Annotated in this window: 24 protein-coding genes; 19 read left to right on the top strand and 5 right to left on the bottom strand. The window is 56.5% G+C overall.

Translation table 11 applies throughout. The features are described 5' to 3' along the window. Window position 1 precedes the first annotated feature (1 nt). The 14 genes from pdxB (at window position 2) to hisP (ending at window position 13299) form a co-directional block, all read left to right on the top strand. Window positions 2-1135, top strand: a complete 1134-nt coding sequence (pdxB, locus tag C1N58_RS03985; RefSeq protein ID WP_394564613.1) for a 4-phosphoerythronate dehydrogenase PdxB — start codon at window positions 2-4, stop codon at window positions 1133-1135. Window positions 1136-1242: 107 nt separating this feature from the next. Next, on the top strand, window positions 1243-2253 hold the full coding sequence (locus C1N58_RS03990) for an aspartate-semialdehyde dehydrogenase (protein WP_039339710.1): 1011 nt from the start codon (window positions 1243-1245) through the stop codon (window positions 2251-2253). Beyond that, window positions 2253-3056, top strand: a complete 804-nt coding sequence (gene truA, locus C1N58_RS03995; RefSeq protein ID WP_006120062.1) for a tRNA pseudouridine(38-40) synthase TruA — start codon at window positions 2253-2255, stop codon at window positions 3054-3056. Before C1N58_RS03990 ends, truA begins: the two co-directional genes overlap by 1 nt. A gap of 24 nt (window positions 3057-3080) precedes the next feature. Beyond that, a complete protein-coding gene (locus tag C1N58_RS04000; protein ID WP_033740676.1) occupies window positions 3081-3737 on the top strand; it encodes a DedA family protein in 657 nt (218 codons plus the stop codon). A gap of 155 nt (window positions 3738-3892) precedes the next feature. Further along, window positions 3893-4807: an acetyl-CoA carboxylase, carboxyltransferase subunit beta gene (gene accD / locus C1N58_RS04005; RefSeq protein ID WP_033740674.1), complete on the top strand. Its 915-nt coding sequence runs from the start codon at window positions 3893-3895 to the stop codon at window positions 4805-4807. 91 nt (window positions 4808-4898) lie between these two features. After that, window positions 4899-6167, top strand: coding sequence for a bifunctional tetrahydrofolate synthase/dihydrofolate synthase (folC, locus tag C1N58_RS04010; RefSeq protein ID WP_394564614.1), 1269 nt, complete (start codon window positions 4899-4901; stop codon window positions 6165-6167). Beyond that, window positions 6157-6936: a cell division protein DedD gene (gene dedD / locus C1N58_RS04015; protein ID WP_033740672.1), complete on the top strand. Its 780-nt coding sequence runs from the start codon at window positions 6157-6159 to the stop codon at window positions 6934-6936. The genes folC and dedD overlap by 11 nt, the downstream gene beginning before the upstream one ends. Before the next feature lie 252 nt (window positions 6937-7188). Then, on the top strand, window positions 7189-7674 hold the full coding sequence (gene cvpA / locus C1N58_RS04020; protein WP_026021019.1) for a colicin V production protein: 486 nt from the start codon (window positions 7189-7191) through the stop codon (window positions 7672-7674). A 37-nt stretch (window positions 7675-7711) separates the two neighbouring features. Continuing rightward, the gene (purF, locus tag C1N58_RS04025) at window positions 7712-9229 is read left to right on the top strand and encodes an amidophosphoribosyltransferase (protein WP_033740671.1); all 1518 of its coding nucleotides are present in this window, start codon (window positions 7712-7714) and stop codon (window positions 9227-9229) included. Window positions 9230-9330: 101 nt separating this feature from the next. Next, window positions 9331-9900, top strand: a complete 570-nt coding sequence (locus C1N58_RS04030; protein ID WP_006120055.1) for a UbiX family flavin prenyltransferase — start codon at window positions 9331-9333, stop codon at window positions 9898-9900. A 267-nt stretch (window positions 9901-10167) separates the two neighbouring features. Beyond that, window positions 10168-10950 carry a lysine/arginine/ornithine ABC transporter substrate-binding protein ArgT gene (argT, locus tag C1N58_RS04035; protein ID WP_006120054.1) on the top strand — a complete coding sequence of 261 codons (783 nt, stop codon included), beginning with the start codon at window positions 10168-10170 and terminating at the stop codon, window positions 10948-10950. A gap of 167 nt (window positions 10951-11117) precedes the next feature. Then, complete coding sequence (locus C1N58_RS04040; RefSeq protein WP_394564615.1) at window positions 11118-11804, top strand: histidine ABC transporter permease HisQ; 687 nt, start codon at window positions 11118-11120, stop codon at window positions 11802-11804. Continuing rightward, the gene (locus tag C1N58_RS04045) at window positions 11801-12517 is read left to right on the top strand and encodes an ABC transporter permease (protein WP_394564616.1); all 717 of its coding nucleotides are present in this window, start codon (window positions 11801-11803) and stop codon (window positions 12515-12517) included. The genes C1N58_RS04040 and C1N58_RS04045 overlap by 4 nt, the downstream gene beginning before the upstream one ends. Before the next feature lie 8 nt (window positions 12518-12525). Continuing rightward, on the top strand, window positions 12526-13299 hold the full coding sequence (gene hisP / locus C1N58_RS04050; RefSeq protein WP_033740666.1) for a histidine ABC transporter ATP-binding protein HisP: 774 nt from the start codon (window positions 12526-12528) through the stop codon (window positions 13297-13299). Here hisP and C1N58_RS04055 read toward each other — a convergent pair. Continuing rightward, window positions 13292-14266 (bottom strand): sugar-binding transcriptional regulator, encoded by a 975-nt coding sequence (locus C1N58_RS04055; protein WP_394564866.1) that lies wholly within the window; start codon window positions 14264-14266, stop codon window positions 13292-13294. The genes hisP and C1N58_RS04055 overlap by 8 nt on opposite strands. Before the next feature lie 192 nt (window positions 14267-14458). Between C1N58_RS04055 and dalD the strand changes: the two genes are divergently transcribed. Genes dalD through C1N58_RS04070 form a run of 3 tightly spaced genes read left to right on the top strand, consistent with a single transcriptional unit; the run spans window position 14459 to window position 18638 of the window. Then, the gene (dalD, locus tag C1N58_RS04060; protein ID WP_394564617.1) at window positions 14459-15850 is read left to right on the top strand and encodes a D-arabinitol 4-dehydrogenase; all 1392 of its coding nucleotides are present in this window, start codon (window positions 14459-14461) and stop codon (window positions 15848-15850) included. Window positions 15851-15859: 9 nt separating this feature from the next. After that, the gene (gene xylB, locus C1N58_RS04065; protein WP_394564618.1) at window positions 15860-17323 is read left to right on the top strand and encodes a xylulokinase; all 1464 of its coding nucleotides are present in this window, start codon (window positions 15860-15862) and stop codon (window positions 17321-17323) included. 34 nt (window positions 17324-17357) lie between these two features. After that, window positions 17358-18638, top strand: coding sequence for an MFS transporter (locus C1N58_RS04070; RefSeq protein WP_039339700.1), 1281 nt, complete (start codon window positions 17358-17360; stop codon window positions 18636-18638). Window positions 18639-18667: 29 nt separating this feature from the next. On the opposite strand, the gene C1N58_RS04075 is transcribed toward C1N58_RS04070, so the two are convergent. After that, the gene (locus C1N58_RS04075) at window positions 18668-19567 is read right to left on the bottom strand and encodes a TIGR01777 family oxidoreductase (protein ID WP_033740657.1); all 900 of its coding nucleotides are present in this window, start codon (window positions 19565-19567) and stop codon (window positions 18668-18670) included. Window positions 19568-19750: 183 nt separating this feature from the next. On the opposite strand from C1N58_RS04075, the gene yfcF reads away from it, so the two are divergent. Both yfcF and yfcD read left to right on the top strand, forming a co-directional pair. Then, window positions 19751-20392 carry a glutathione transferase gene (gene yfcF, locus C1N58_RS04080; RefSeq protein WP_033740655.1) on the top strand — a complete coding sequence of 214 codons (642 nt, stop codon included), beginning with the start codon at window positions 19751-19753 and terminating at the stop codon, window positions 20390-20392. Between the two features lie 110 nt (window positions 20393-20502). Continuing rightward, the gene (gene yfcD, locus C1N58_RS04085; RefSeq protein ID WP_033740653.1) at window positions 20503-21027 is read left to right on the top strand and encodes an NUDIX hydrolase YfcD; all 525 of its coding nucleotides are present in this window, start codon (window positions 20503-20505) and stop codon (window positions 21025-21027) included. A gap of 317 nt (window positions 21028-21344) precedes the next feature. Here the strand turns inward: yfcD and C1N58_RS04090 are convergent, their stop codons facing one another. The 3 genes from C1N58_RS04090 to C1N58_RS04100 are packed head-to-tail and all read right to left on the bottom strand — an operon-like array spanning window position 21345 to window position 24516. Continuing rightward, window positions 21345-22169, bottom strand: coding sequence for an ABC transporter permease (locus C1N58_RS04090; RefSeq protein WP_033740651.1), 825 nt, complete (start codon window positions 22167-22169; stop codon window positions 21345-21347). Window positions 22170-22179: 10 nt separating this feature from the next. Beyond that, complete coding sequence (locus C1N58_RS04095) at window positions 22180-23445, bottom strand: ABC transporter permease (RefSeq protein WP_205956787.1); 1266 nt, start codon at window positions 23443-23445, stop codon at window positions 22180-22182. Between the two features lie 45 nt (window positions 23446-23490). Further along, window positions 23491-24516, bottom strand: a complete 1026-nt coding sequence (locus C1N58_RS04100) for an ABC transporter substrate-binding protein (RefSeq protein ID WP_394564619.1) — start codon at window positions 24514-24516, stop codon at window positions 23491-23493. Window positions 24517-24548: the final 32 nt, after the last annotated feature.

The raw sequence follows: 24548 nt of genomic DNA on the forward strand, positions 1-24548 counted from the left end.
GGTGAAAATTCTCGTCGATGAAAATATGCCGTATGCCCGTGAACTCTTTAGTCGTACGGGCGATGTGGTCGCCGTACCTGGCCGACCGCTTCCTGAAGCCGAGCTGGCGGATGCCGATGGTCTGATGGTGCGTTCCGTCACCCAGGTCAACGCCGCGTTGTTGCAGGACAAACCCGTTAAGTTTGTCGGCACTGCCACGGCGGGCACGGATCATATTGACGAAGCGTGGCTGCAGCAGGCGGGCATCGCCTTCTCTGCGGCCCCCGGCTGTAACGCGATTGCGGTGGTTGAATACGTGTTTTCTGCCTTGCTGCTGCTGGCAGAGCGGGACGGTTTCCAGTTGCGCGATCGTACTGTTGGCATCGTGGGCGTGGGAAATGTGGGCGGACGCCTGCAGAAGCGGCTGGAAGCCTGGGGCGTAAAAACCCTGTTATGCGATCCCCCGCGCGCCGATCGGGGTGATGACGGCGAGTTTCTCTCGCTTGATGCGCTGGTGCAGCAGGCCGATATTCTGACCTTTCACACGCCGCTGTTTAAATCGGGCCCCTTTAAAAGCTGGCATCTGGCCGATGCCGCGCTGCTGATGGCTCTGAAACCGAAGACGATTTTGATTAACGCCTGCCGTGGCCCGGTGGTCGACAATGCCGCACTGCTTGAGGTGCTGAACCTGCGTCACGATCTGAGCGTGGTGCTGGACGTCTGGGAACCGGAGCCGGATCTCTCCCTCGCGTTGCTGGATCGGGTTGATATTGCCACGGCGCACATTGCCGGTTACACCCTTGAGGGCAAGGCGCGCGGCACCACCCAGGTGTTCGAAGCCTGGTGCGACTTTATTGGTCAGCCGCAGCAGGTGCCCCTGAGCAGCCTGTTGCCTACGCCAGAGTTCAGCCAGATCAGCCTGAATGGGCCGCTCGATCAGCCAACGCTGAAACGTCTGGTGCATCTGGTGTATGATGTGCGCCGCGATGATGCGCCCCTGCGAAAAGTGGCGGCAAAACCGGGTGAATTTGACCGCCTGCGCAAGCAGTATGAAGAGCGTCGCGAGTGGTCATCATTGCAGGTGAACTGCGATGAGGCCGCGACCGCAGAATTGCTCACTCAGTTGGGCTTTAACGCCGTATTATCCTCCACCTGATTGTCAGCCTGCGTAAAACGCGGGCACAGGTGCAGGGATAAATCTGAATCCCTGGGCGGTGACATCACCGCCTTCTGTTTTTATGTCATTGTCTGAGGTAAACCAACATGTCTGACGGCTGGAATATTGCGCTTCTTGGCGCAACAGGCGCAGTAGGGAACGCTGTACTGGAACTGCTGGCTCAACGCCAGTTCCCGGTTGGTGAATTGTATTTGCTGGCAAGCGATAACAGCGCCGGTGAAAGTAAACGTTTTGAAGGCCGCTCTTTACGGGTTGAAAACGCCGCGGAGTTTGACTGGTCACAGGCGCAGCTGGCCTTCTTTGTTGCCGGTCGTGACGCCTCGGCCCGTTATGCGGAAGAGGCGGCGAGTGCGGGTTGCCTGGTTATCGACAGCAGTGAGCTGTTTGCCCTGTCGCCGGATGTGCCACTGGTGGTGCCGGATGTGAATCCGCAGGTGCTGGCCGATTACCGTAATCGCAATATCATCAGCGTGGCCGATAATCTGGTGAGCCAACTGCTGACGGCTATCAAACCGTTGGTCGATGCCGCCGGTTTAGGCCGTTTACAGGTCACCAATCTGATCTCCGTCTCCACGCACGGCAAAGTGGCTGTGGATGCGCTGGCCGGGGAGAGCGCCCGCCTGCTGAACGGCGTACCGGCGGATGACCACCATTTTGGTCGTCAACTGGCCTTTAACCTGCTGCCACAACAGGCCGATGCAGAGGGCAGTGTGGAGAGTGAGCGTCGCCTGGTTGATCAGGTGCGTAAAGTGTTGCAGGACGACGGTTTGCCCGTGGCGGTCAGCAGCGTTCAGGCACCAGTGTTTTATGGCAATGCCCAGATCGTCCACATTGAAAATCTGCGCCCGCTGTCGGCAGACGAAGCCAGAGCAGAGCTGGCCCTGGCCGCCGATATTCGCCTGAGCGACGAAGAGGACGTTCCCACGCCGGTAACGGATGCCTCAGGTAGCGATGCGCTGAGTATCGGCAGTGTACGTAATGACTACGGTATTCCGGAGCTGTTGCAGTTCTGGTCCGTGGCGGACAACGTTCGTTTCGGTGGCGCGCTGATGGCGGTGAAAACCGCAGAGAAGCTGGTGCAGGAGTATATGTACTGATGTCGGAAGGTCAGACAAGAAAGCTGGCACTGGGCATTGAGTACGACGGCAGCCGATACTACGGCTGGCAACGGCAGCAGGAAGTGCGCAGCGTGCAGGAAAAGCTGGAGCGGGCGCTGTCGAAGGTCGCGGACCATCCGGTGAGCGTATTTTGCGCCGGGCGTACCGATGCTGGCGTGCACGGCACCGGACAGGTGGTGCATTTTGAGACCGTGGCGCAGCGAGCGGATGCCGCCTGGACATTGGGTGTCAATGCCAATCTGCCGGACGATATCGCTGTACGTTGGGTGAAAGCCGTGCCGGACGAGTTTCATGCACGTTTCAGCGCCACAGCCCGGCGTTACCGTTACCTGATTTACAACCAGCGCTTACGTCCGGCTATCCTGGGCAAGGGCGTGACGCACTTTTACTATCCGCTGGATGTGGAAAAGATGCAGCGCGCCGGGCAGAGCCTGCTGGGCGAGAACGATTTCACCTCGTTTCGCGCCGTACAGTGCCAGTCGCGTACGCCATGGCGCAACGTGATGCACCTGAACGTCAGTCGTCACGGGCCCTATGTCATTGTGGACATTAAAGCCAACGCTTTTGTGCACCATATGGTGCGCAACATTGTCGGTAGTCTGATGGAAATTGGCTGTGGTAATCAGCCAGAATCCTGGATGGCAGAACTGCTGGCCGCCAAAGATCGCACGCTGGCGGCGGCCACGGCAAAAGCCGAAGGGCTTTACCTGGTGGCGGTGGATTATCCCGCGCACTTTGCTTTACCTCAGCCGCCGATGGGGCCGTTGTTCCTCGCGGATTAATCAACCTTAGCTAAAGGGATCGTTATGGAGTTCATCCATTTTGTGGTCGATTTTATTTTGCACATTGATGTGCATCTGGCCGAATTAGTCGCGCAGTATGGCATCTGGATTTACGCCATTTTGTTCCTGATTTTATTCTGCGAAACCGGCTTAGTGGTCACGCCGTTTTTGCCAGGCGACTCGCTGCTGTTTGTCGCGGGGGCACTGGCGGCATTGCCCGGTAACGATCTGAACGTCCACCTGATGGTCGCGCTGCTGGTTATCGCGGCGATCCTGGGTGATGCGGTGAACTACACCATCGGTAAACTGTTCGGTGAACGCCTGTTCAGCAACCCGAATTCGAAAATTTTCCGCCGCAGCTATCTGGATAAAACCCATGCGTTTTATGCCCGTCATGGTGGAAAAACCATTATTCTTGCCCGTTTCGTGCCGATTGTGCGTACCTTTGCCCCTTTTGTCGCCGGCATGGGCCACATGTCCTATCGGCATTTTGCCCTGTTTAACGTTACCGGTGCGCTGGCATGGGTGCTGCTGTTTTCCTATGCAGGCTATCTGTTTGGCGATTTGCCAGTGGTGCAGGAAAATCTTAAGCTGCTCATCCTGGGCATTATCGTGGTATCGGTTCTGCCGGGCATTATCGAAATCTGGCGTCATCGCCGCCAGGCTAAGCAGCAAAATTAACCCTGAGCAGGCTTACCGCTCAGGGGTAAGACCAGATTTTTATCCACAGTCTTAACTGGTTGTGGTTTAATGAGCGACATTTACCGTCTGCTGAAGCGGTTTTCAGCAGCATCAAGACGACTGGACCAGGTCAGTTTTTAACAGAAAGGTCATCAATGAGCTGGATTGAACGCATTCTTAATAAAAGCAATATTACGCCTGCACGTCGCGCCAACATTCCGGAAGGAGTGTGGACGAAATGCGACAGCTGTGGCCAGGTACTTTACCGTGCCGAGCTGGAGCGTAATCTTGAGGTCTGCCCGAAGTGCGACCACCACATGCGCATGCACGCCCGTGAGCGTCTGGCGAGCCTGCTCGATCAGGGCACGCTGGTTGAACTGGGCAGTGAGCTGGAACCCAAAGATCTGCTGAAGTTCAGGGATTCCAAAAAGTACAAAGATCGTCTGGTTGCGGCACAAAAAGCGACAGATGAAAAAGATGCGCTGATCGTCATGAAAGGCCAACTGCACGGTATGCCGGTTGTCGCGGCAGCCTTTGAGTTCGCGTTTATGGGCGGTTCAATGGGCTCTGTTGTCGGGGCGCGTTTTGTTCGCGCGGTCGAGCAGGCGCTGGAAGACAACTGTCCGCTTATCTGCTTCTCCGCCAGCGGCGGTGCCCGTATGCAGGAAGCGTTAATGTCACTGATGCAGATGGCGAAAACTTCTGCGGCGCTGGCGAAAATGCAGGAACGCGGTCTGCCGTATATTTCGGTGCTGACTGACCCAACCATGGGCGGTGTTTCCGCCAGCTTCGCGATGCTGGGCGATCTGAACGTGGCCGAACCGAAAGCGCTGATTGGCTTTGCGGGTCCACGCGTTATTGAGCAGACCGTGCGTGAAAAACTGCCACCGGGCTTCCAGCGAAGTGAATTTCTGATTGAAAAAGGCGCGATTGACATGATCATTCGTCGTCCGGAAATGCGCTTTAAACTGGCAAGTCTGCTGGCAAAAATGATGAACCTGCCGGCACCGTTGCACGATGGTGAAGAGTTCGCACCTGCGACGTCCCACCCGGAGAGTAACGAGGCCTGACAGGAGACAGAAGGCGCGCCGGTCGCGCCTTCCACCCATGCACCCTATACCTTGTTGCTTTCACCAGGTATAAATTTGCAAAACGGGACATATGGACAATCTTCACCTCCCTCAAGCCACGTCGCCTTTGGCCACGTGGCTTTATTATCTTGAGCACCTCCACACTCAGGCAATTGAACTGGGCCTGGACCGTATTCGCCAGGTGGCGCAACGTCTGGACCTGCTGAAGCCTGCCCCTTTTGTTTTCACCGTTGCCGGTACCAATGGTAAAGGCACTACCTGTCGGACGCTTGAAACGCTGTTGATGGCCGCGGGCTATCGCGTGGGCGTTTACAGCTCGCCGCATCTCGTGCGTTATACGGAGCGTGTCCGGGTGCAGGGACAGGAGCTGAGTGAAGCGCAACACAGCGCCAGTTTCGCTGATATTGAAGCGGGACGCGGTACTATCTCCCTGACCTATTTTGAATTCGGCACGCTGTCGGCGCTTAACCTGTTCCAGCAGGCGAAGCTTGACGTGGTCATTCTGGAAGTCGGGCTGGGTGGGCGGCTGGACGCAACGAATATTGTGGATGCCGATGTCGCGGTGGTGACCAGTATTGCGCTGGACCATACCGACTGGCTTGGCCCGGATCGCGACAGCATTGGTCGGGAAAAAGCGGGCGTATTCCGTCAGGGTAAACCTGCGGTGGTGGGTGAGCCTGCTATGCCGGTGACGATTGCCGATGTCGCCAGGGAAAAGGGCGCTCAGCTCATTCAGCTTGGCCGTAACTGGCACTATCATGCGCAGGCAGAAAGCTGGTCTCTGCGCGATGCGCACGGTGAACTGAGCGATCTACCGCTGCCGCAGGTGCCCCTGCCGAATGCGGCAACGGCGCTGGTGGCGCTGCGTGCCTCGGGCCTCAACGTCAGCGACGCACATATCCGAGCCAGCCTGCCGCTGGCGGTGCTACCCGGGCGCTTTCAGACCGTCAGTGAGTCGCCTCGCGTGATTCTGGATGTGGCGCATAACCCGCATGCAGCAGGCTACCTGGCATCGCGCCTGGCTGCCTTGCCGACGCGGGGGCACGTTCACGCCGTGGTCGGGATGCTGCATGATAAAGATATCGCCGGGACGCTGTCCGCGCTGGCTCCGCAGGTCGACTTCTGGTACTGCGCGCCGCTGTCCGGCCCGCGCGGTGCCAGTGCAGAACAACTCATGGCACACGTAACGTCTGCCCGGGCATTCGCAGATGTCGAACAGGCCTGGCAACAGGCGCGGCAGCAGGCTGAACCGCAGGACATCATCCTGGTATGCGGCTCTTTCCTGACCGTCGCGCAGGTGATGGAATCGATTGAAACGGAGAGAGGACGTGGCGAGTAAGTTTCAAAACCGTTTAGTCGGTACCGTTATTCTGGTGGCCATCGGCGTGATTGTGTTGCCGGGGCTGCTGGATGGTAAGAAAAAACACTATAAAGAAGAGTTTGCGGCGATTCCACTGGTCCCGAAACCGGACGACCAGCAGGACAGCGAAATGGTGCCGCCGGTCACCCAGTCGCTGCCAGCCCATCCGCCTGCCGGCGCGGGCAGTGCGGTAAGTCATCCTGACGGGGGTAACTCACAGGCGCAAGAGGGCAGCACGCAGCCCGAGCAAAACAGTGCGCCGAGTGTCGTATCACCGCCGCCTGTACATTCGACGACAGCGAAAGAAAAACCAGCTGAGACGACAAAACCGAAACATACTGAGCAGGCTAAACCGAAGCCGGTAGAACAGACGCAGAGCAAACCGGTCGAGAAAACCAAACCGGTTGAGCAAGCGAAGCCCGTTGAAAAAACCAGGCCGGCCGAGCAGGCAGCGCGCACCGAGGAAGCGGCCCCGGCAGAGCAACCGAAAGAGACGCAACCCTCGGGACAGGCGTATGTTGTCCAGTTGGGCGCATTGAAGAACGCCAGCAAGGTCAACGAGATTGTCGCGAAGCTGCGCCTGTCGGGTTACCGGGCCTATACGGTGCCGTCAACGCCGGTGCAGGGACAAATCACCCGCATTTATGTGGGACCGGATGCGTCTAAAGCGAAAATGCAGGCGGCAGTGGGCGAGCTGAAAAACGTCTCGGGCTTAAGCGGCGTGGTTAAGCCCTACAGCGCGCGTTAAACCCGCGATTGGCGCTGCCGATAAGAATAACAGGCAGCGACAATCAGCTCTGGCTAAACGGGGCGGGCAACGGTTAGCCTGGCTTTTCAAGGGGTTAACCGGATAACAATCTCACAGGCGAAGTTCGTTTTTTTCTTCGCCTTTTTTATGGATGCAGAACCTGAAAACCCCTACGCAAACGTTTTCTTTTTCTGTTAGAATGCGCCCCGAACTGGATGCAGGGGTGCAATGGCACTGGCGCTGGAAGAGTTCATGATCTGGATTGATTACGTCATTATTGCGGTAGTTGGTTTTTCGGCTTTGGTCAGCCTGGTTCGAGGGTTTGTCCGCGAAGCCTTATCTCTTGTTACCTGGGGATGCGCGTTTTTTGTCGCCAGTCATTACTATGCCTACCTTGCTGTCTGGTTTACAGGTTTTGACGACGAACTGGTTCGGAACGGAATCGCCATTGCGGTGCTGTTCATTGCGACCCTGATTGTGGGGGCGATAGTGAACTACGTTATCGGCTCGCTGGTAGAAAAAACCGGCCTGTCGGGAACCGATCGGGTATTAGGCGTTTGTTTCGGGGCCTTGCGTGGTGTGCTTATTGTAGCCGCTTTGCTGTTCTTCCTGGATACATTCACGGGTTTTTCAAAAAGCCCGGACTGGCAGCAGTCTCAACTTATTCCCGAGTTCAGTTCTATAATCAGGTGGTTTTTTGACTACCTGAAAAGCACGTCGAGTTTTTTGCCCCGGTGAGACCATCGGGCGTACGGCTTAATGAGGAAATGACAACATGTGCGGTATTGTCGGTATCACCGGTTTCATGCCGGTAAACCAGTCGATCTATGACGCGTTAACGGTGCTCCAGCATCGTGGGCAGGATGCCGCAGGCATTTGTACGATTGATGCGCTCAACTGCTTTCGCCTGCGCAAGGCCAACGGCCTGGTCAGCGATGTTTTCGAAGCCCGTCATATGCAGCGTTTACAAGGCAACATGGGGATTGGTCATGCACGCTATCCTACAGCGGGCAGCTCCAGCGCTTCTGAAGCGCAACCGTTCTACGTCAACTCGCCGTACGGGATTTCTCTTGCACACAACGGTAACCTGACCAACGCACATGAACTGCGTAAGCAGCTGTTCGAAAAAGGCCGCCGTCATGTGAACACCACGTCAGACTCAGAGATCCTGCTGAATATCTTCGCGCAGGAACTGGATCGTTTTCAGCACTATCCGCTGGAAGCCGACAACATTTTTGCCGCTATCGCCGCCGTGCATCAGCAGGTTCGCGGCGCGTATGCGGTGGTCTCGATGATTATCGGTCACGGCATGGTCGCCTTCCGCGATCCTAACGGTATTCGTCCGCTGGTGCTGGGCAAACGCGTCATTGCGGATGGCCGTACCGAGTATATGGTGGCCTCAGAGAGCGTCGCGCTGGATACACTGGGTTTTGAATTCATCCGTGACGTCGCGCCGGGTGAAGCGGTGTACATCACGGAGCAGGGCCAGCTTTCGACCCGCCAGTGTGCCGAGAACCCCAAGAACAATCCGTGCCTGTTCGAATACGTCTATTTTGCCCGACCGGACTCCTTCCTGGACAAAATTTCGGTCTACAGCGCGCGCGTCCGCATGGGCACTAAGCTGGGCCAGAAGATTGCCCGTGAATGGGAAGATCTGGATATCGATGTGGTGATCCCCATTCCGGAAACTTCCATGGATACGGCACTGGAAATCGCCCGCATCCTTGATAAGCCTTACCGCCAGGGATTTGTGAAAAACCGCTATGTCGGTCGTACCTTTATCATGCCGGGTCAGCAGCTGCGCCGCAGCGCCGTGCGCCGCAAACTCAATGCTAACCGCGCCGAATTCCGCGATAAAAACGTCTTGCTGATCGATGACTCTATCGTGCGTGGCACCACGTCTGAGCAGATTATTGAAATGGCACGCGAAGCAGGGGCTAAAAAGGTTTATCTCGCCTCTGCGGCTCCGGAAGTGCGCTTCCCTAACGTCTACGGCATTGATATGCCGAGCGCCACTGAGCTGATTGCCCATGGCCGCGAAGTCGAAGAGATTCGTCAGATTATCAAAGCAGATGCGCTGATTTTCCAGGATCTCAATGACCTCATCGAAGCCGTACGCGAAGAGAATCCCGATATCGTTCAGTTCGAGTGCTCCGTTTTTAACGGGGTTTACGTTACTAAAGATGTGGATCAGGGCTACCTTGAATATCTGGAATCCCTGCGTAACGACGACGCGAAAGCCATTGCGCGGCAGAACGAAGTCGAAAATCTTGAACTGCATAACGAAGGCTAATCAGGCCTGATGCAAAAAAAGAGGGCGGGACTTATCCCGCCCTCTGTGTTTTTTGTCGCGCTGCGCTATTATGGTGCACTTTGCCACTGCAAGGTTGAACGATGAAACGACTCATTATTGGTATTTCCGGCGCAAGCGGTGTGATTTACGGCGTGCGGTTACTGCAGGTCTTGCAGCAGGTCAGCGACGTGGAAACCCATCTGGTCATCAGTCACGCGGCGCGTCAGACGCTGAGCCTGGAAAGTGACTACAGTCTGCGCGATGTTCAGGCGCTGGCCGATGTGGTTCATGATGTGCGCGACATTGCCGCCAGCATTTCCTCCGGGTCGTTTAAAACCCTGGGCATGGTGATTTTACCGTGTTCAATGAAAACCCTGTCGGGCATTGTGCACAGCTACAGCGATTCCCTGCTGACGCGCGCGGCGGACGTGGTGCTTAAAGAGCAGCGCAAGCTGGTACTCTGCGTACGTGAAACGCCGCTGCATATTGGCCACCTGCGGATGATGACGACTGCCGCTGAATTAGGGGCGATTATCATGCCGCCGGTACCGGCGTTTTATCATCGTCCGACAACCATTGACGAACTGGTCGATCAAACAATTAACCGGGTTATCGATCAGTTCGACATTGAACTGCCTCAAGATTTGTTTGTGCGCTGGCAAGGTGCATAAGGTTCAGCTTGTGCACTTATTTAGTGCAAAAGCGCGGGAGCGATCACTGTTCCTGCATTTGGTGAACTAAAAGTTCACAACATCGCTTTTTCTCTGTGACTTCACTGATATATTCCTTTCACAAACCCAGCCTTTATGTGGCAAAAACGGCGGGCTGGGTGCGCGGCAGACCTGCATAACTGGCACGAAACGTGCACAGGTTACTGGCAGTGTTCGTTGCAAACACACATCATGCATCACATAACAATAATTTGCTGAGGGTAATCTATGAAGAAGCGTGTTCTGGCTCTTTCTTTAATGTTGGGCCTGTCCAGTGTGGCCAGCGTATTTGCAGCCGTACCGGCCTCGATTCGTGTCGGCACTGACCCAACATACCCGCCGTTTGAGTCAAAAAACGCGCAAGGACAGTTAGTCGGTTTTGATATCGATCTGGCTAACGAAATCTGTAAACGTATTCAGACCAAATGTACCTATGTGGAAAGCGACTTTGACGCGCTGATTCCGTCGCTTAAAGCTAAAAAAATCGACGCTATCATCTCCTCGCTCTCTATCACCGCGAAACGTCAGGAAGAGATTGCTTTCTCTGACAAACTCTATGCGGCCAATGCCCGTTTAGTCGCGCCTAAAGGTTCGAAAATTCTGCCGACGGTTGAATCGCTGAAAGGCAAAAACGTCGGTGTGCTGCAAGGCACCACGCAGGAAACCTATGCTAACCAGTACTGGCGTCCAAAAGGTGTGACCGTCACGCCTTATGCGAACCAGGATCTGGTGTACCAGGATCTGACTGCGGGCCGTATTGATGCCGCATTCCAGGATGAAGTGCAGGCGGCTGAAGGCTTCCTGAAGCAGCCTGTCGGTAAAGACTACGCTTTTGCCGGTCCGGCCGTGAAAGATGACAAGATTTTTGGCGTCGGTACCGGTATAGGATTACGTAAAGATGACACCGAGCTGAAAGCGGCCATTGATAAAGCGTTTGAATCCATGCGCAAAGACGGTACGTACGACAAAATTGCGAAGAAATACTTTAATTTCAACGTGTACGGTGACTAACCTGTCGACTTTGCCTCTGGTAATCGCCTGACCGGATAACGCCTGGTTGCCCTGGCCGCACTGGCCCCGGCAACCTCTGCGTTGTGGTTGATGCCTTACCAGAAGCAACGCTGCCCGCCCACGTGGCGGGTTCAGCGCCGTTTCCACCCCACGACAGGATCTTTTCCATGTTGTATGGCTATTCTGATGTCATTTTAAAAGGCACGTTGGTCACGCTGGAGCTGGCACTGAGTTCCGTGCTGCTGGCGGTGATTCTCGGGCTGATTGGCGCAGGCGCGAAGCTGTCACGTCATCGCCTGCTGTCGATTATTTTTGAGGGCTACACGACGCTGATTCGTGGCGTGCCCGATCTCGTCCTGATGCTCCTGATCTTCTACGGTCTGCAGATAGTGCTGAACCACATCACCGATGCGCTGGGTCTGGCGCAGTTCGATATCGATCCTATGGTCGCGGGCATTATCACCCTGGGCTTCATCTACGGGGCCTATTTTACCGAGACGTTTCGCGGGGCCTTCATGGCCGTGCCCAAAGGGCAAATCGAAGCCGCGACCGCGTTTGGTTTTACCGGTTCCCAGGTTTTCCGTCGCATCCTCTTTCCGGCGATGATGCGTTATGCGCTGCCCGGGATTGGTAATAACTGGCAGGTGATCCTGAAAGCGACCGCGCTGGTCTCGCTGCTGGGGCTGGAAGATGTGGTTAAAGCCACGCAGCTGGCGGGCAAGAGCACCTGGCAGCCGTTTTATTTCGCCATCGTCGCGGGTGTGATCTATCTGGTGTTTACCACGCTGTCTAACGGCGTGCTGTGGTGGCTCAATCGCCGCTACACGGTTGGCGTGAAGAGGGCAGAGCTATGATTGAGATTATCCACGAGTGCTGGAAATCACTGCTCTGGACTGACGGTTACCGCTTCACCGGCGTGGCGATTACGCTATGGCTGCTGATTGTTTCGGTGGTGCTGGGCGGCTGTATGGCGGTACTGCTGGCGATTGCACGCGTGTCGCCGAATCGCTTTATCAGCCTGCCGGTCTGGCTCTTTACCTATGTTTTTCGCGGTACGCCGCTGTATGTTCAACTGCTGGTATTCTATTCCGGCATGTATACGCTGGAGATCGTGAAAGGCACCGAGTTGCTGAATGCGTTTTTCCGCAGCGGACTGAACTGTACCTTACTGGCGTTTACCCTGAATACCTGCGCCTATACGACGGAGATTTTCGCCGGTGCGATTCGTGCTGTGCCTCACGGGGAAATTGAAGCCGCGCGCGCGTATGGTTTCTCAACGTTTAAACTGTATCGCTGTATTATTTTGCCTTCTGCGCTGCGCACCGCCTTGCCGGTTTACAGCAATGAGGTGATATTGATGCTGCACTCGACCGCGCTGGCCTTTACGGCAACCGTGCCTGATTTGCTCAAAATCGCCCGGGACATCAACGCGGCAACGTATCAGCCCTTTACCGCGTTTGGCATTGCGGCCGTCCTGTACCTGATTATTTCCTACACACTGATTAGCCTGTTCCGCCTGGCGGAGCGTCGCTGGCTGGCCCATGTGAAACCTTCTTCATCGCATTGAGTAAGACTATGGCTGATAACAAATTAAGCGTCACCGAACTGCATAAACGTTACGGTGAACATGAAGTATTAAAAGGCGTGTCTTTACATGCTAATGCGGGCGATGTCATCAGTATTATTGGATCGTCCGGCTCAGGGAAAAGTACCTTTTTGCGCTGTATTAACTTCCTCGAAAAACCGAGCGAAGGCACCATTACGGTCAATAACACCGCCATTTCGCTGGTCCGTGATACCGACGGTCAGCTAAAGGTGGCCGACAAAGAGCAGTTGCGCCTGCTGCGCACCCGCCTGACGATGGTGTTTCAGCACTTTAATTTATGGAGCCACATGACGGTGCTGGAAAATGTCATGGAAGCACCGATTCAGGTGCTGGGCCTGAGCAAAGCCCAGGCGCGCGAACGCGCTGTCACCTATCTGAATAAAGTCGGCATTGATGAGCGGGCGCAATCAAAGTATCCGGTGCACCTGTCAGGCGGCCAGCAGCAACGTGTGTCGATTGCCCGCGCGCTGGCGATGGAGCCCGAGGTGCTGTTGTTTGATGAGCCAACTTCTGCCCTTGACCCGGAACTGGTCGGGGAAGTGCTGCGCATCATGCAGAAGCTGGCCGAAGAGGGTAAAACCATGGTGGTGGTGACGCATGAAATGGAGTTTGCCCGTCACGTTTCCAGCCATGTGATTTTCCTGCATCAGGGTAAGATTGAAGAGCAGGGGCCGCCGACAGAGTTGTTCGGCAATCCCAAAAGCCCGCGCCTTCAGCAGTTCCTGAAAGGTTCTCTTAAGTAAGCCGATCCGCGCCTGTTGAGCCATTGCTTAACAGGCGCGTGGCGGTAGATTCGTCCGTGACCAGACCCGAGATCCAGCCGCCTGTTAATGCCGCCCGAATGGCGGCAAATTTGCGCTCGCCGCCTGCAAAACCGATGATCGGACGCGTTGTCCGGCTTTCCAGCGTGACGCTGGTGAGCAGCGCATCGGTCTCGCCCATCACACGTTCACCCTGTTGATTGAAAAAGTGGCCAAGCATTTCGCCAACGACGCCGCGCGCGTTGAGTGCCTGAACCTGGCTGTCGGTGATAAACCCTTCAGCATGGAGCGGACAGCCGGGTGTGACTTCGCCGATGCCGAGAAAGGTCATACTGGCCTGTAAGGCCCGACTGACCACGCGTTGATAGACCTGATGCTGGCACCACATCTGTTTATCTTCCGGGCTGTCGGCATACAGCGGCGCAGGAATAAAGAAATACTTGCCCTGCATTTTTTCAGACAGCTTGAGCGGCACGTCATAGCGGGTGCCGGAGTCGTCTCGCGCAATAGCACCAATCATGGAAACACACTGGTGCTGGGGCCGCTCCACCCAGGGCAGGGCATCAATAATCGCCCGCAGAGTTTTACCCGAACCGATACCAAACACCTGCGGCTGGTCATCGTTGATAAACTGCGACATAACCTCTGCGCCTTCGACCGCCAGCATTTGCTGAATAGCGTGGTCATCCAGCCCGGCAGAAGGGACGACACGACAGTGCTGCAGGCCAAAGGCTTCCTGCACCGCGTGTGCCAGGCGCAGGCAGTGCGTGACAGGATGGTCAATCTTGACGCTGACCATACCCATTTCGCGTGCGCCTGAAATCAGGCGCTGGGCAACCTGCCTGGAGAGTCCCAGCGCCCGGGCAATCTCTTGCTGTGTTAACCCGGCCACGTAATACATCCAGGCGGCGCGTGCAGCCAGTTCCTGCTTTTTCTCTTCTTTGTTCATCACGGCATTCCCTTCTCAGCGAATCGCTAGTTTATCGCGTATAGCCGGCAAAAACCTATCAGGGCAAAAGCTCATGTGTTGGGCAATTGCTTTTATCGTGAGATCTGTCACAGATAATACTCGTAACCTCTGATTAACATACAGCGTTCGGGCAATTGCCCTCTGTTATGACAAATGCTTATTGAGGTGACTATGACAACATCCGTGTGGATGCATATTGGGGCAGGCTCTTTTCATCGCGCTCATCAGGCATGGTATCTGCACCGGCTGATGCAGCAAGGGGACAGTCGGTGGCACATTGCGCTGGGGAACATCCGTGAGGATGCGTCACCGCTGTTGACCCAGTTGGCTGCGCAGCACGGCGAGTATGTGCTGGAAACGGTCACGCCGCAGGGCGAACGCGACTATGAAACGATTACCTCGATTCGCAAGATTCTGCCCTGGGATAACGCGCTTCGCGCCCTGGTGCATCAGGGTGCCGATCCTGCCACCCGGATCCTTTCTTTTACCGTGACGGAAGCCGGTTACTACCTGACGACGGAACATGCGCTGGATCTACAGCAGCCCGATATTCGCGCGGATCTGCAGGGCGAGGCGCGCACCCTTTACGGTGCGCTGGCGCGGATACTGGCGGCGCGCGTCGCGAACGGCGGCGGCCCCGTTACCTTGCTGAACTGCGATAATCTGCGCCATAACGGTGAGCGTTTCCGCCAGGGCTTTTTGGCGTTTCTTAACGCACAAGGGAACGAGGCGCTGGCTGACTGGGTGCGGACTTACACCACCTCGCCGAATACCATGGTGGACAGGATCACACCGCGTCCTACGGCGGATATCGCCGGACGTGTGCTGGCGGCCACGGGTAAAGATGACGCGGTGCCGGTGATGGCGGAATCCTTTATCCAGTGGGTGATTGAGGATGACTTTATTGCCGGGCGTCCGGCGCTGGAGCAGGTCGGCGTTGAGCTGGTGGCGTCGGTGTTGCCCTGGGAAGAAGCCAAGATCCGCATCCTCAACGCCACCCATAGCGCGATTGCCTGGGCGGGCACGCTGATCGGCTTGCGCTACATCGACGAAAGTACCCGGCAGAAAGCGATTCATCAGATGGCCCGGGAGTATGTCTCGCAGGATGTCATCCCGTCGTTGTCTCCCAGTCCCTTAAATCTGGCTGAATACCGCGATGTCGTACTGTCGCGCTTCAGTAACCCCTGGATCAAAGACACCAACCAGCGTGTGGCGGCGGATGGTCTGTCGAAAATCCCGGCGATGGTCACGCCCACTTTGCAGGCGTGCTATCAGCGCGGAACGCCACCCGCGGCCAGCGTGGTGTTACCGGCCCTGTTTTATCTGTTTTTGCAGCGCTGGGCGCAGGGCGAACTGCCTTACGACTATCAGGATGGTGTTCTGCAACCCGACGTGATTCAGCAGTGGTTCACCCAGCCCGATCCGTTGCGGACCTATATGACGCAGCCTTCCCTGTTTGGGGCGCTGGCGACTTCCGCCGATTTTCATGCACGCCTCACCGCTACCGTAGCCGGGCTCACCACATGGCTGGCCCAGCCGGAACAGAAACTGGCTGTGGCATAGGGGAACGACATGTACCTGGGTATCGATATTGGCACATCCGAGCTGAAAGCGCTGATTCTGAATGCGCAGGGCGACATTGTGGCATCTGAACATGTCATCTTGCAGGTGCAGCGGCCGCATCCGCACTGGGCAGAGCAGCATCCGCATGACTGGTGGCACGCCTGCCAACAGGTGATGGCGCGTCTGCGTCAGCAGGCGCCTCAGGCCTGGTCGGCTGTCACGGCGATAGGCCTGTCCGGCCAGATGCACGGTGCGGTGCTGCTGGATGAACAGGGCGACATTTTGCGGCCCTGTATTTTGTGGAACGACACGCGCAGCGCGGCGGAATGTAACTGGCTACATCAGCACCATCCCGAGATGATGCAAATCAGCGGCAACATGATCATGCCGGGCTTTACGGCACCCAAACTGCGCTGGGTTGCGCAGCACGAGCCCGCCTGCTTTAGCCGCATCAGCAAAGTGTTGTTGCCGAAAGATTACCTGCGCTGGCGGTTAACCGGACGGTGGGTGACGGATCCCTCCGATGCCGCCGGGACATTATGGCTGGACGTGGCGACGCGCGACTGGTCAGACGCGCTACTGGCCGCGACAGGGCTGCGTCGCGAGCAACTGCCTGAAATCGTGGAGGGCAATGCGGTCAGCGGCACGTTGCGACCTGACCTTGCCCGCGAATGGGGCCTGTCGACAGCGGTGATCGTTGCCGGCGGCGGTGGCGATAACGCTACGTCAGCGGTCGGCGTCGGTGCCATCCACCCTGGCGATGCGTTTATTTCCCTTGGGACCTCCGGCGTGATTTTTGTGGTCAACGATCGGCTACGGGCCGATCCGCAGTCCGGTGTGCATGCGTTCTGCCATGCGCTGCCTGGTCGCTGGCACCAGATGAGCGTCATGCTCAGTGCTGCAAGCTGCCTGCGCTGGGTATGTCAGCTGCTGTCGGTCAGTGAAAATCAACTGCTTGAGGACGTGGCTGAGCTGAGCCCAACACAGAAACAGCGGGCCCCACTTTTCCTGCCCTATCTCTCTGGCGAGCGCACGCCGCATAACGACCCTGATGCCACGGGCGCGTTTTATGACCTGCGCCACGAAACTCAGCGCGCCCTCTTGGGGTACGCGGTGCTGGAAGGTGTCGCGTTTGGCCTGGCCGACGGTCTGGCCGTTCTGGGCGACGGACGGCAGGACATCACGCAGTTCAGCCTGACCGGTGGTGGCGCGCGCAGCAGCCTGTGGGCGCAACTGATTGCCGATGTGCTGGACTCTCCTGTGGTGACGCATCCGGCCAGCGCGTCCGGCGCGCTGGGCGCGGCGCGACTGGCCTGGCTGGCGACGGGCGGGGATGAAGCGATCGTGTGCCGCAAACCCTCCGTGCAGGCGCGCTATCTGCCGGACCCCGAAGTTCGAGCGGTGCTGCAACAACGTCTGGCACGATTCCGCGCGCTATATCACCAACAAGTTCAGACCCGTTCACTGGCCTGATTAACCTGTAACCGAACAGAGAAGGACCATCGTTATGCATGCAACTGCGTACTGGTTTGGCTTGCCCAAACAGCTGATCTGGGGATTCGTCGCCATTGCGATTTTTATGGCAGGAGACGGTTTCGAAATGGCATTTCTGTCACGCCATATCACCGATATGGGCTTCACGCCGGGCCAGTCGGCGCTGGTGTTTACCTGTTACGGTTTAGCGGTCGCGCTGGCCGCCTGGGCCTCCGGCGTGGTGGCGGAACTGATTACGCCTCAGCGCGCCATGTTAATCGGTTTTGTCTTGTGGATTGTCATGCATGCCCTGTTCATGAGCCTGGGGCTGGGACTGCGTAATTATCCCCTTATGCTGCTGTTCTACGGCATTCGCGGCCTGGCTTATCCGCTGTTTATCTATTCTTTTATGATGCTGCTGGTCCAGGTGTTACCGCGTGAACGCCTCGCGGCGGCGACGGGCTGGTTCTGGGCAATGTATTCGGTAGGGATTGGTGTGGTAGGGAGCTATCTGCCCAGCCTGATTATTCCCTCTCTTGGTGAAACCGGGACATTATGGCTGGCGATTGCCTGGGTGGCCTGCGGTGGCGTACTGGCGTTTTTTAGCCTGCGCCATGTGCCGGTCGACCGCTCACGCGTGCACTTACCGATGCGCGAGAAAATGACGGAAATGTCCCGGGCGGTGACCATCCTGTTTACTAATCAGCATGTGTTTTACGCCTGCCTGATCCGCATTATTAATACGCTGTCGCTGTTTGGTTTTGCCATCATCATGCCGCTGCTGTTTGTGGATCGGCTGGGTTTCACCTTGTCGGAGTGGTTACAAATCTGGGCGGTGTTTTTCTTTGTCACCATCTTCACCAATATCTTCTGGGGCATCATGGGCGAGCGGATTGGCTGGATCCGTCAGGTGCGCTGGTTTGGCTGTCTGGGCATGGCGCTCTCCAGTCTGGCATTCTACTATCTGCCCGTTTATGCCGGTCATAACTTCATGGTCGCCCTTATTCCGGCCGTCATGTTGGGGATTTTCGTCGCGGCGTTTGTGCCGATGACGGCCGTCTTTCCCACGCTGGAGCCGCATCATCAGGGCGCGGCGGTCTCGGTTTATAACCTGTCAGCGGGGATGAGCAATTTTGTCGCGCCGGCCATCGCCTCTATGCTGTTGCCGTTTTTTGATATCGTCGGGGTGGTGTGGGCTTATACCGGCTTGTATCTGTTTGCCGGGGTGCTGACGTTTATTATCCGTGTGCCGCAGCCTCATCATGGCGCGCAACGTACAGCGCGCAAGTCAGGGTCCGCAGTAACATCGCAATAGAAGAAGGGGAGCCACAGGCTCCCCCGGCATTACCCCTTAACCACGTCCTTTAAGGCATCATGCAGGTCATACCAGCGGAAGCGAAACCCTGCGGCCTCCAGCCGTTTAGGCAGCACATGTTGTCCACCGAGCACCAGCACTGAGGATTCGCCCATCATCAGCTTAATGGCGCTGGCGGGCGTGCGCATGAAAGCCGGGCGGTGCATGACCTCGCCCAGCGTGGCGGCAAACTGCTCGTTGCGCACCGCATAGGGCGCGACCATGTTATACGGACCCTGGCAGTCGTCATGATCCAGAAGCCACAGGATGCCGTTGACCATGTCATCGATGTGGATCCACGGCATATACTGTTTACCGCTGCCGAGCGGGCCACCGACGCCGAGCCTGAACGGCAGTTTCATTTTGCTCAGGGCGCCGCCCTCACGCGCCAGCACCACGCCGGTGCGCAGCAGGCAGACGCGCGTCCGGTCACTTTGTGCCGTCAGTGCCAGCTGTTCCCAACGGGCACAGAGCGTATGCGTAAATTCATTCTGGCCGGGATCCTCTTCGGTCAGGACCACTTCACCACTGTTGCCGTAAAAGCCGGTCGCCGACCCCGAAATCAACACGCGCGGCGGCGTGGTGCTGGCATTGATGAGTGAGGCAATACGTTCTGTGATTTGCCAGCGGCTCTCGCACAGTTGCTGCTTATGCGGCTCGGTCCAGCGTTTATCGGCAATCGGTTCACCGGCCAGGTTGATCACGGCATCCACCCCATCCAGCGAATGCTGCTGTGCGAGGCCAGACCAGAAGGCGATATTTTCGCCCAGCGTTTCCCGTGCGGCTACGACATCGCGGGTCACCACGCTGATCGTGTGACCACGCGCCTGTAACTGCGGAATAAGATGGCGGCCAATAAGCCCGGTTCCACCGGTCATTAAGATATGCATAGTGCGGCTCCGTCTGATTTTTTATTTTTTGCTTACTTCATCATAGAAGAGTCGTTACCGGCTGGCGTGAGCCGCTTCGTAATTTCGTGCGGTGGCGGCAAACATCGGACCAGCACCGGGTTGTTTTCAGAAATAAAAATCGGTAAACATGATGCACCCCTGTCAGCGATATCGAGGTAGCAGATGAATTACCCCTCCATTACCCTGTGGTCAGATTCATCGTTTTTCAGTCCTTATGTGATGTCGGTTTACGTTGCGCTGACGGAAAAGGGGATCCCTTTTAGCGTCAGGCGCATTGATTTATCCCAAAACCAGCAGCTTGACGACACCTACCGTAGCCTGTCACTGACCTGCCGTGTGCCAACGTTACAGGTTGATGAGTTTATGCTGAGTGAGTCCTCAGCCATTTGTGAATACCTTGAAGAGCGCTTTGCCGCGCCAGAATTTGAACGGCTCTATCCTAAAGATCGCGAGAAACGCGCGCGCGCGCGGGAGATTCAGGCCTGGCTACGCAGTGATTTGCTGCCGATCAGACAGGAGCGTCCCACAGAAGTGCTGTTCGCCGCAGAGCGCTTTGCGCCGCTTTCGCCCGCTGCGCTTCAGGCGGCCGATAAGCTGATAAGTGCCGTACAGCGGCTGTTACCGGAAGGGCAGCAAAACCTTTTTGGTGAGTGGTCGATTGCAGATACCGATTTGGCTGTCATGCTTAATCGACTGGCGCTTCACGGTGATCCCCTGCCAACCCGTTTACAGCATTATGCTGAGTTTCAGTGGCAGCGTGCATCGGTGCAGTTGTGGTTGACGGAGAGCGGTAAACATCGCTAGCGATCGGCGCTTGCTCAAGTTGTCATAAGTGATTACCTTACGACACACTATGATATAGATGTGGCAAACAGCGCGTGCATGAAGACACGCTAAACAGGAAAGGGTTACGGATGGTGGATCAAACTGCTGGTGGCGAGATCGAGTGGGTCGATATCGTAAGCGAAGAGAATGAAGTCGTTGCGCAGGCTACGCGCGCGCAGATGCGTGCACAATGCTTACGTCACCGCGCGACCTATATCGTGGTTCACGATGGTATGGGGAAAATACTGGTTCAGCGCCGTACTGAAATCAAAGATTTTATGCCGGGTAAACTGGATGCGACGGCAGGCGGCGTGGTGCAGAGCGGTGAGGATATGCTGGAATCTGCCCGACGTGAAGCGGAAGAAGAGCTGGGTATTGCCGACGTGCCCTTTGCGGAGCATGGCAAGTTCTATTTCGAAGATGAGCACTGCCGCGTCTGGGGCGGATTGTTCAGTTGCGTCTCTCACGGCCCGTTTGCGATGCAGGAAGAAGAGGTCGATGAAATCTTCTGGATGACGCCGGATGAAATCACTGCCCGTTGCGACGAGTTTACCGATGATTCACTCAAAGCGCTGTCGTTGTGGCTGAGCCGCAATAACGAAAACAGCAACTGAGTTTTCTGCTTTGCGAACGCCTTGCCGTTCGCAAAGCATCCTTCCTTCTTTTGCGGCAACGCGCTCCACAATACGATTGACGGCAGCCTTTTCCTGGCGGGCAGCGTCATTCTTCCTCGGGCGTCGGCTTTCGCTTTTCCGCCACCGCGCCAGTCTGTCTTGACGATGTCTCAGCCGGGTATTGCATTAAGGCGTTTGATCGTTAACCCATTGTGAGGATCGTGGCTGACATCACGCGCCTGTGCCCGGGATCAATAAAAAATCGCCCTCTCAGCAGAAAGGGCGGTGTGGTGCGTACGCAAAGCAAGTCACGAGGATCAGACCGGCTGCGGCTGACGCATTTTTTCGCCACGGCGGCGCAGTACTTCCATCACGATCAGGAGCAACAGAGAGGCCGCAATCATAATGGTGGCTGCCGCTGCAATGGTGGGATCGAGGTTCTCGCGGATACCGGCAAACATCTGAATCGGTAGCGTCCGCTGCGTAGGGCTGGCAAGAAACAGCGTGACGACTACTTCATCAAAGGAGGTCGCGAAGGCAAATAACGCCCCGGAAAACACGCCCGGTGCAATCAGCGGCAGGGTGACTTTACAAAACGCCAGCAGTGGTGAGGCGCCGAGACTGACGGCGGCGCGCGTCAGGTTGGTGTCATAACTTTTCAGGACGGCCACGACCGTGATCACCACAAACGGGACGCCCAGCAGCGCATGAGCCAGAACCAGCCCGAGATAGCTGTTTAGCAGGGACAGTTTGGCAAAGAAGAAAAACATGCCCACCGCGATGATCACCACCGGTGCCACCATCGGTGAAATGATGACTGCCATCACCAGCGCTTTACCGCGAAAGTCACCCCGTACCAGGCCCATCGCGGCCAGTACGCCCAGCACGGTGGCCAGCAGGGTGGCCAGCGGAGCCACCAGCAGGCTGTTCATCAGCGCGCCCAGCCATTCGTTAGAATGGAAAAACGCGTCGTACCAGCGCAATGAAAAGCCACTGAGGGGATAGCTTAAAAACGAACTGGCGTTAAACGACAACGGCACGATCACCAGCACCGGCACTATTAAAAACAGCAGGGCGGCGGCACCGTAAAAATTAAACAGGTAACGCCAGACCCGCAGCAGCGTGGAACCTTGTTGTCTCATCATTTGCTCCTTAACGCACCGCAGCTTCAGAAGAAGTGCGGGTAACGCGCGAATAGACCACATACAGTAACGTGACAATGATCAGTAACTGGCTGCCCAGGGCGGCGGCCATGCCCCAGTTCATCGTGCTGTTAGTAAAGAAGGCGACAAAGTAGCTGACCATCTGGTCGTCCGGGCCGCCCAGCAGGGCTGGCGTCACGTAGTAGCCAATCGCCATCATAAACACCAGCAACGCACCTGCGGTGATCCCGGCAAAGGTCTGCGGCACATAGACGCGCCAGAAGGCGACAAACGGATGCGCGCCCAGCGACACCGCTGCGCGGACGTAGCTGGGGGATATGCCTTTCATTACGGCATACAGCGGCAGCACGATAAAAGGCAGCAATATATGTGTCATGGAGATGTAAACCCCCACCCGGTTAAACACCAGGGTGAGCGGGCTGTCGATAAGCCCGGTGCCCATCAGCGTGCGGTTGATTAATCCGCCGGACTGTAACAGCACAATCCAGCTGGCCGTCCGCACAATCAGTGAGGTCCAGAAGGGCAGCAGCACCATAATCATCAACAGATTGGCCCGGTTAGAAGGCTGTTTCGCCAGCCAGTAGGCCAGCGGATAACCCAGCCCCACGCACAATAACGTCACGACGGTGGCCATCCATAAGGTGCGCAGCAGGACGTTGACATACAGCGCCTGATCCGGCGACTGTGCGGTGATTTCACCCGTTCTGGCATCGACTTTATGGTCAAACACCGACAGCAGGTAATAGCTGGTATAAGGCTTTGCTACGCGCTTCAGGGTTTGCCAGGTGGATAACTCGCCCCACAGGGGCTGTTTGTCGATAAGGGTGGCTTTGACGTTAAGGCCATCCTCGGGCGCCTGGCGCGGTACGGCCAGGATCAGGCGGCGAAACGCGTTATCTTCATAACTTAACCGCTTCGCAATCCCCGAAATCTGGCCCTGTTCGCGTGCCGCGCTGACTTCTTTTGCAAGCAGTGCATACAGGCTCTCATCCGGTAGCGCTTTACCGTCCCATTTCGCCAGGGCCTGGCTGGTTTGGGGTAAGGCGTCATTAAGCTCAGGATTGCTCACGCTCATGCTGAGGATAGAGCCGATAGGGAATAAAAAGCACACCACGACGAAAATCAGTAACGGGGCCACTAAAAACAGAGAGCGTTGTGTTTTTAACCAACCTGCCCGGTTGAACGAGTGGCGCAGGCTGAACGCGCGTTCTCTACGTCTGACGGGCGCTGAATCCATCACGGGGTTTTGACTCATGCCGACCTCCTGAAAAGGGGCTGCCGGATCGCGTCCGGCAGCAGGTTATTTCGCGGCCCAGGCGTTAAAACGCTGTTCCAGTTCTTCACCATGCTCCAGCCAGAACGTGGCGTTAACCTGTACGGCTTTGGCCATGTTTTCGGGCGCTGTTGGCAGTTGAGCCAGACGGTCCGCCGCCAGCAGTTTGCCTGCTTTGATATTGGCGGGGCCATAAGGAATATTTTCGGCATAGACCTTTTGGTTCTCAGGCTGCAGCGAGAAGGCGATGAATTTCTCTGCCAGCGCTTTATGTTTTGAGCCTTTCACAATCGCCCAGTTATCGAAGTCATACAGGTTGCCATCCCAGACGATTTTAAAGTTATGGCCTTCTGCCTGGGCGGTGCCGATACGGCCGTTATAGGCCGAGGCCAGCGTCACGTCGCCTGATACCAGCCACTGCAGCGGCTGTGCCCCGGATTCCCACCACTGAATATGGGGCTTGAGTACATCAAGCTTCTTAAAGGCGCGATCCACGCCCGCAGGTGTGGCCAGCACCTTATAGACATCTTCACGCTTCACGCCATCCGCCATCAGCGCGATTTCCAGGGTATATTTTGCGCTCTTACGCAGCGCACGTTTGCCCGGGAATTTTTCTACATCCCAAAAATCGGCCCAACTCGTGGGGGCGGTTTTCAGTTTGTTGCCATCGTAGGTCAGTACCGTTGACCAGACGAAGAAACCGGCCCCACATTCGCTGACGCTGCCTTTGGCAAAGTCCGCTTTATTGCCAATTTTGCTCCAGTCCAGGGTTTCAAACAGACCTTCTTCACAACCGCGCTCCAGTTCCGGAGTTTCCAGTTCGACGACATCCCAGCCGATCTGTTTGGTTTCGACCATGGCGCGGATGCGGGCCATCTCACCGTTGTATTCGCCTGCTTCGATGCTGTCTTTTCCCACGGCCATGAACGGCTTATAGAACGCTTTATCCTGTGCGTCTTTATTCGTCCCGCCGAAGGACACTACCGTGAGGGTTTCCGCTTGTGCCTGCAGCGCCACGGCTGCCAGCACCATTGCCGCTATTTTTTTCATCATCCCCGAACTCCTGAATTATTCTTGTCAGGCAG

The sequence above is a fragment of the Pantoea sp. SGAir0180 genome (assembly GCF_043546245.1).

Excerpts from the sequence above, each read along its gene's own strand:
- C1N58_RS04090 (WP_033740651.1), bottom strand. The coding sequence starts at position 22,169 with ATGAGACAACAAGGTTCCACGCTGCTGCGGGTCTGGCGTTACCTGTTT.
- C1N58_RS04055 (WP_394564866.1), bottom strand. The coding sequence starts at position 14,266 with ATGAACAAAGAAGAGAAAAAGCAGGAACTGGCTGCACGCGCCGCCTGG.
- C1N58_RS04000 (WP_033740676.1), top strand. The coding sequence starts at position 3,081 with ATGGAGTTCATCCATTTTGTGGTCGATTTTATTTTGCACATTGATGTG.
- C1N58_RS04070 (WP_039339700.1), top strand. The coding sequence starts at position 17,358 with ATGCATGCAACTGCGTACTGGTTTGGCTTGCCCAAACAGCTGATCTGG.
- dalD (WP_394564617.1), top strand. The coding sequence starts at position 14,459 with ATGACAACATCCGTGTGGATGCATATTGGGGCAGGCTCTTTTCATCGC.
- hisP (WP_033740666.1), top strand. The coding sequence starts at position 12,526 with ATGGCTGATAACAAATTAAGCGTCACCGAACTGCATAAACGTTACGGT.
- C1N58_RS03990 (WP_039339710.1), top strand. The coding sequence starts at position 1,243 with ATGTCTGACGGCTGGAATATTGCGCTTCTTGGCGCAACAGGCGCAGTA.
- yfcF (WP_033740655.1), top strand. The coding sequence starts at position 19,751 with ATGAATTACCCCTCCATTACCCTGTGGTCAGATTCATCGTTTTTCAGT.
- argT (WP_006120054.1), top strand. The coding sequence starts at position 10,168 with ATGAAGAAGCGTGTTCTGGCTCTTTCTTTAATGTTGGGCCTGTCCAGT.
- C1N58_RS04045 (WP_394564616.1), top strand. The coding sequence starts at position 11,801 with ATGATTGAGATTATCCACGAGTGCTGGAAATCACTGCTCTGGACTGAC.
- purF (WP_033740671.1), top strand. The coding sequence starts at position 7,712 with ATGTGCGGTATTGTCGGTATCACCGGTTTCATGCCGGTAAACCAGTCG.
- C1N58_RS04075 (WP_033740657.1), bottom strand. The coding sequence starts at position 19,567 with ATGCATATCTTAATGACCGGTGGAACCGGGCTTATTGGCCGCCATCTT.
- accD (WP_033740674.1), top strand. The coding sequence starts at position 3,893 with ATGAGCTGGATTGAACGCATTCTTAATAAAAGCAATATTACGCCTGCA.
- xylB (WP_394564618.1), top strand. The coding sequence starts at position 15,860 with ATGTACCTGGGTATCGATATTGGCACATCCGAGCTGAAAGCGCTGATT.
- yfcD (WP_033740653.1), top strand. The coding sequence starts at position 20,503 with ATGGTGGATCAAACTGCTGGTGGCGAGATCGAGTGGGTCGATATCGTA.
- C1N58_RS04030 (WP_006120055.1), top strand. The coding sequence starts at position 9,331 with ATGAAACGACTCATTATTGGTATTTCCGGCGCAAGCGGTGTGATTTAC.
- folC (WP_394564614.1), top strand. The coding sequence starts at position 4,899 with ATGGACAATCTTCACCTCCCTCAAGCCACGTCGCCTTTGGCCACGTGG.
- truA (WP_006120062.1), top strand. The coding sequence starts at position 2,253 with ATGTCGGAAGGTCAGACAAGAAAGCTGGCACTGGGCATTGAGTACGAC.
- C1N58_RS04095 (WP_205956787.1), bottom strand. The coding sequence starts at position 23,445 with ATGAGTCAAAACCCCGTGATGGATTCAGCGCCCGTCAGACGTAGAGAA.
- C1N58_RS04040 (WP_394564615.1), top strand. The coding sequence starts at position 11,118 with ATGTTGTATGGCTATTCTGATGTCATTTTAAAAGGCACGTTGGTCACG.
- C1N58_RS04100 (WP_394564619.1), bottom strand. The coding sequence starts at position 24,516 with ATGATGAAAAAAATAGCGGCAATGGTGCTGGCAGCCGTGGCGCTGCAG.
- cvpA (WP_026021019.1), top strand. The coding sequence starts at position 7,189 with ATGATCTGGATTGATTACGTCATTATTGCGGTAGTTGGTTTTTCGGCT.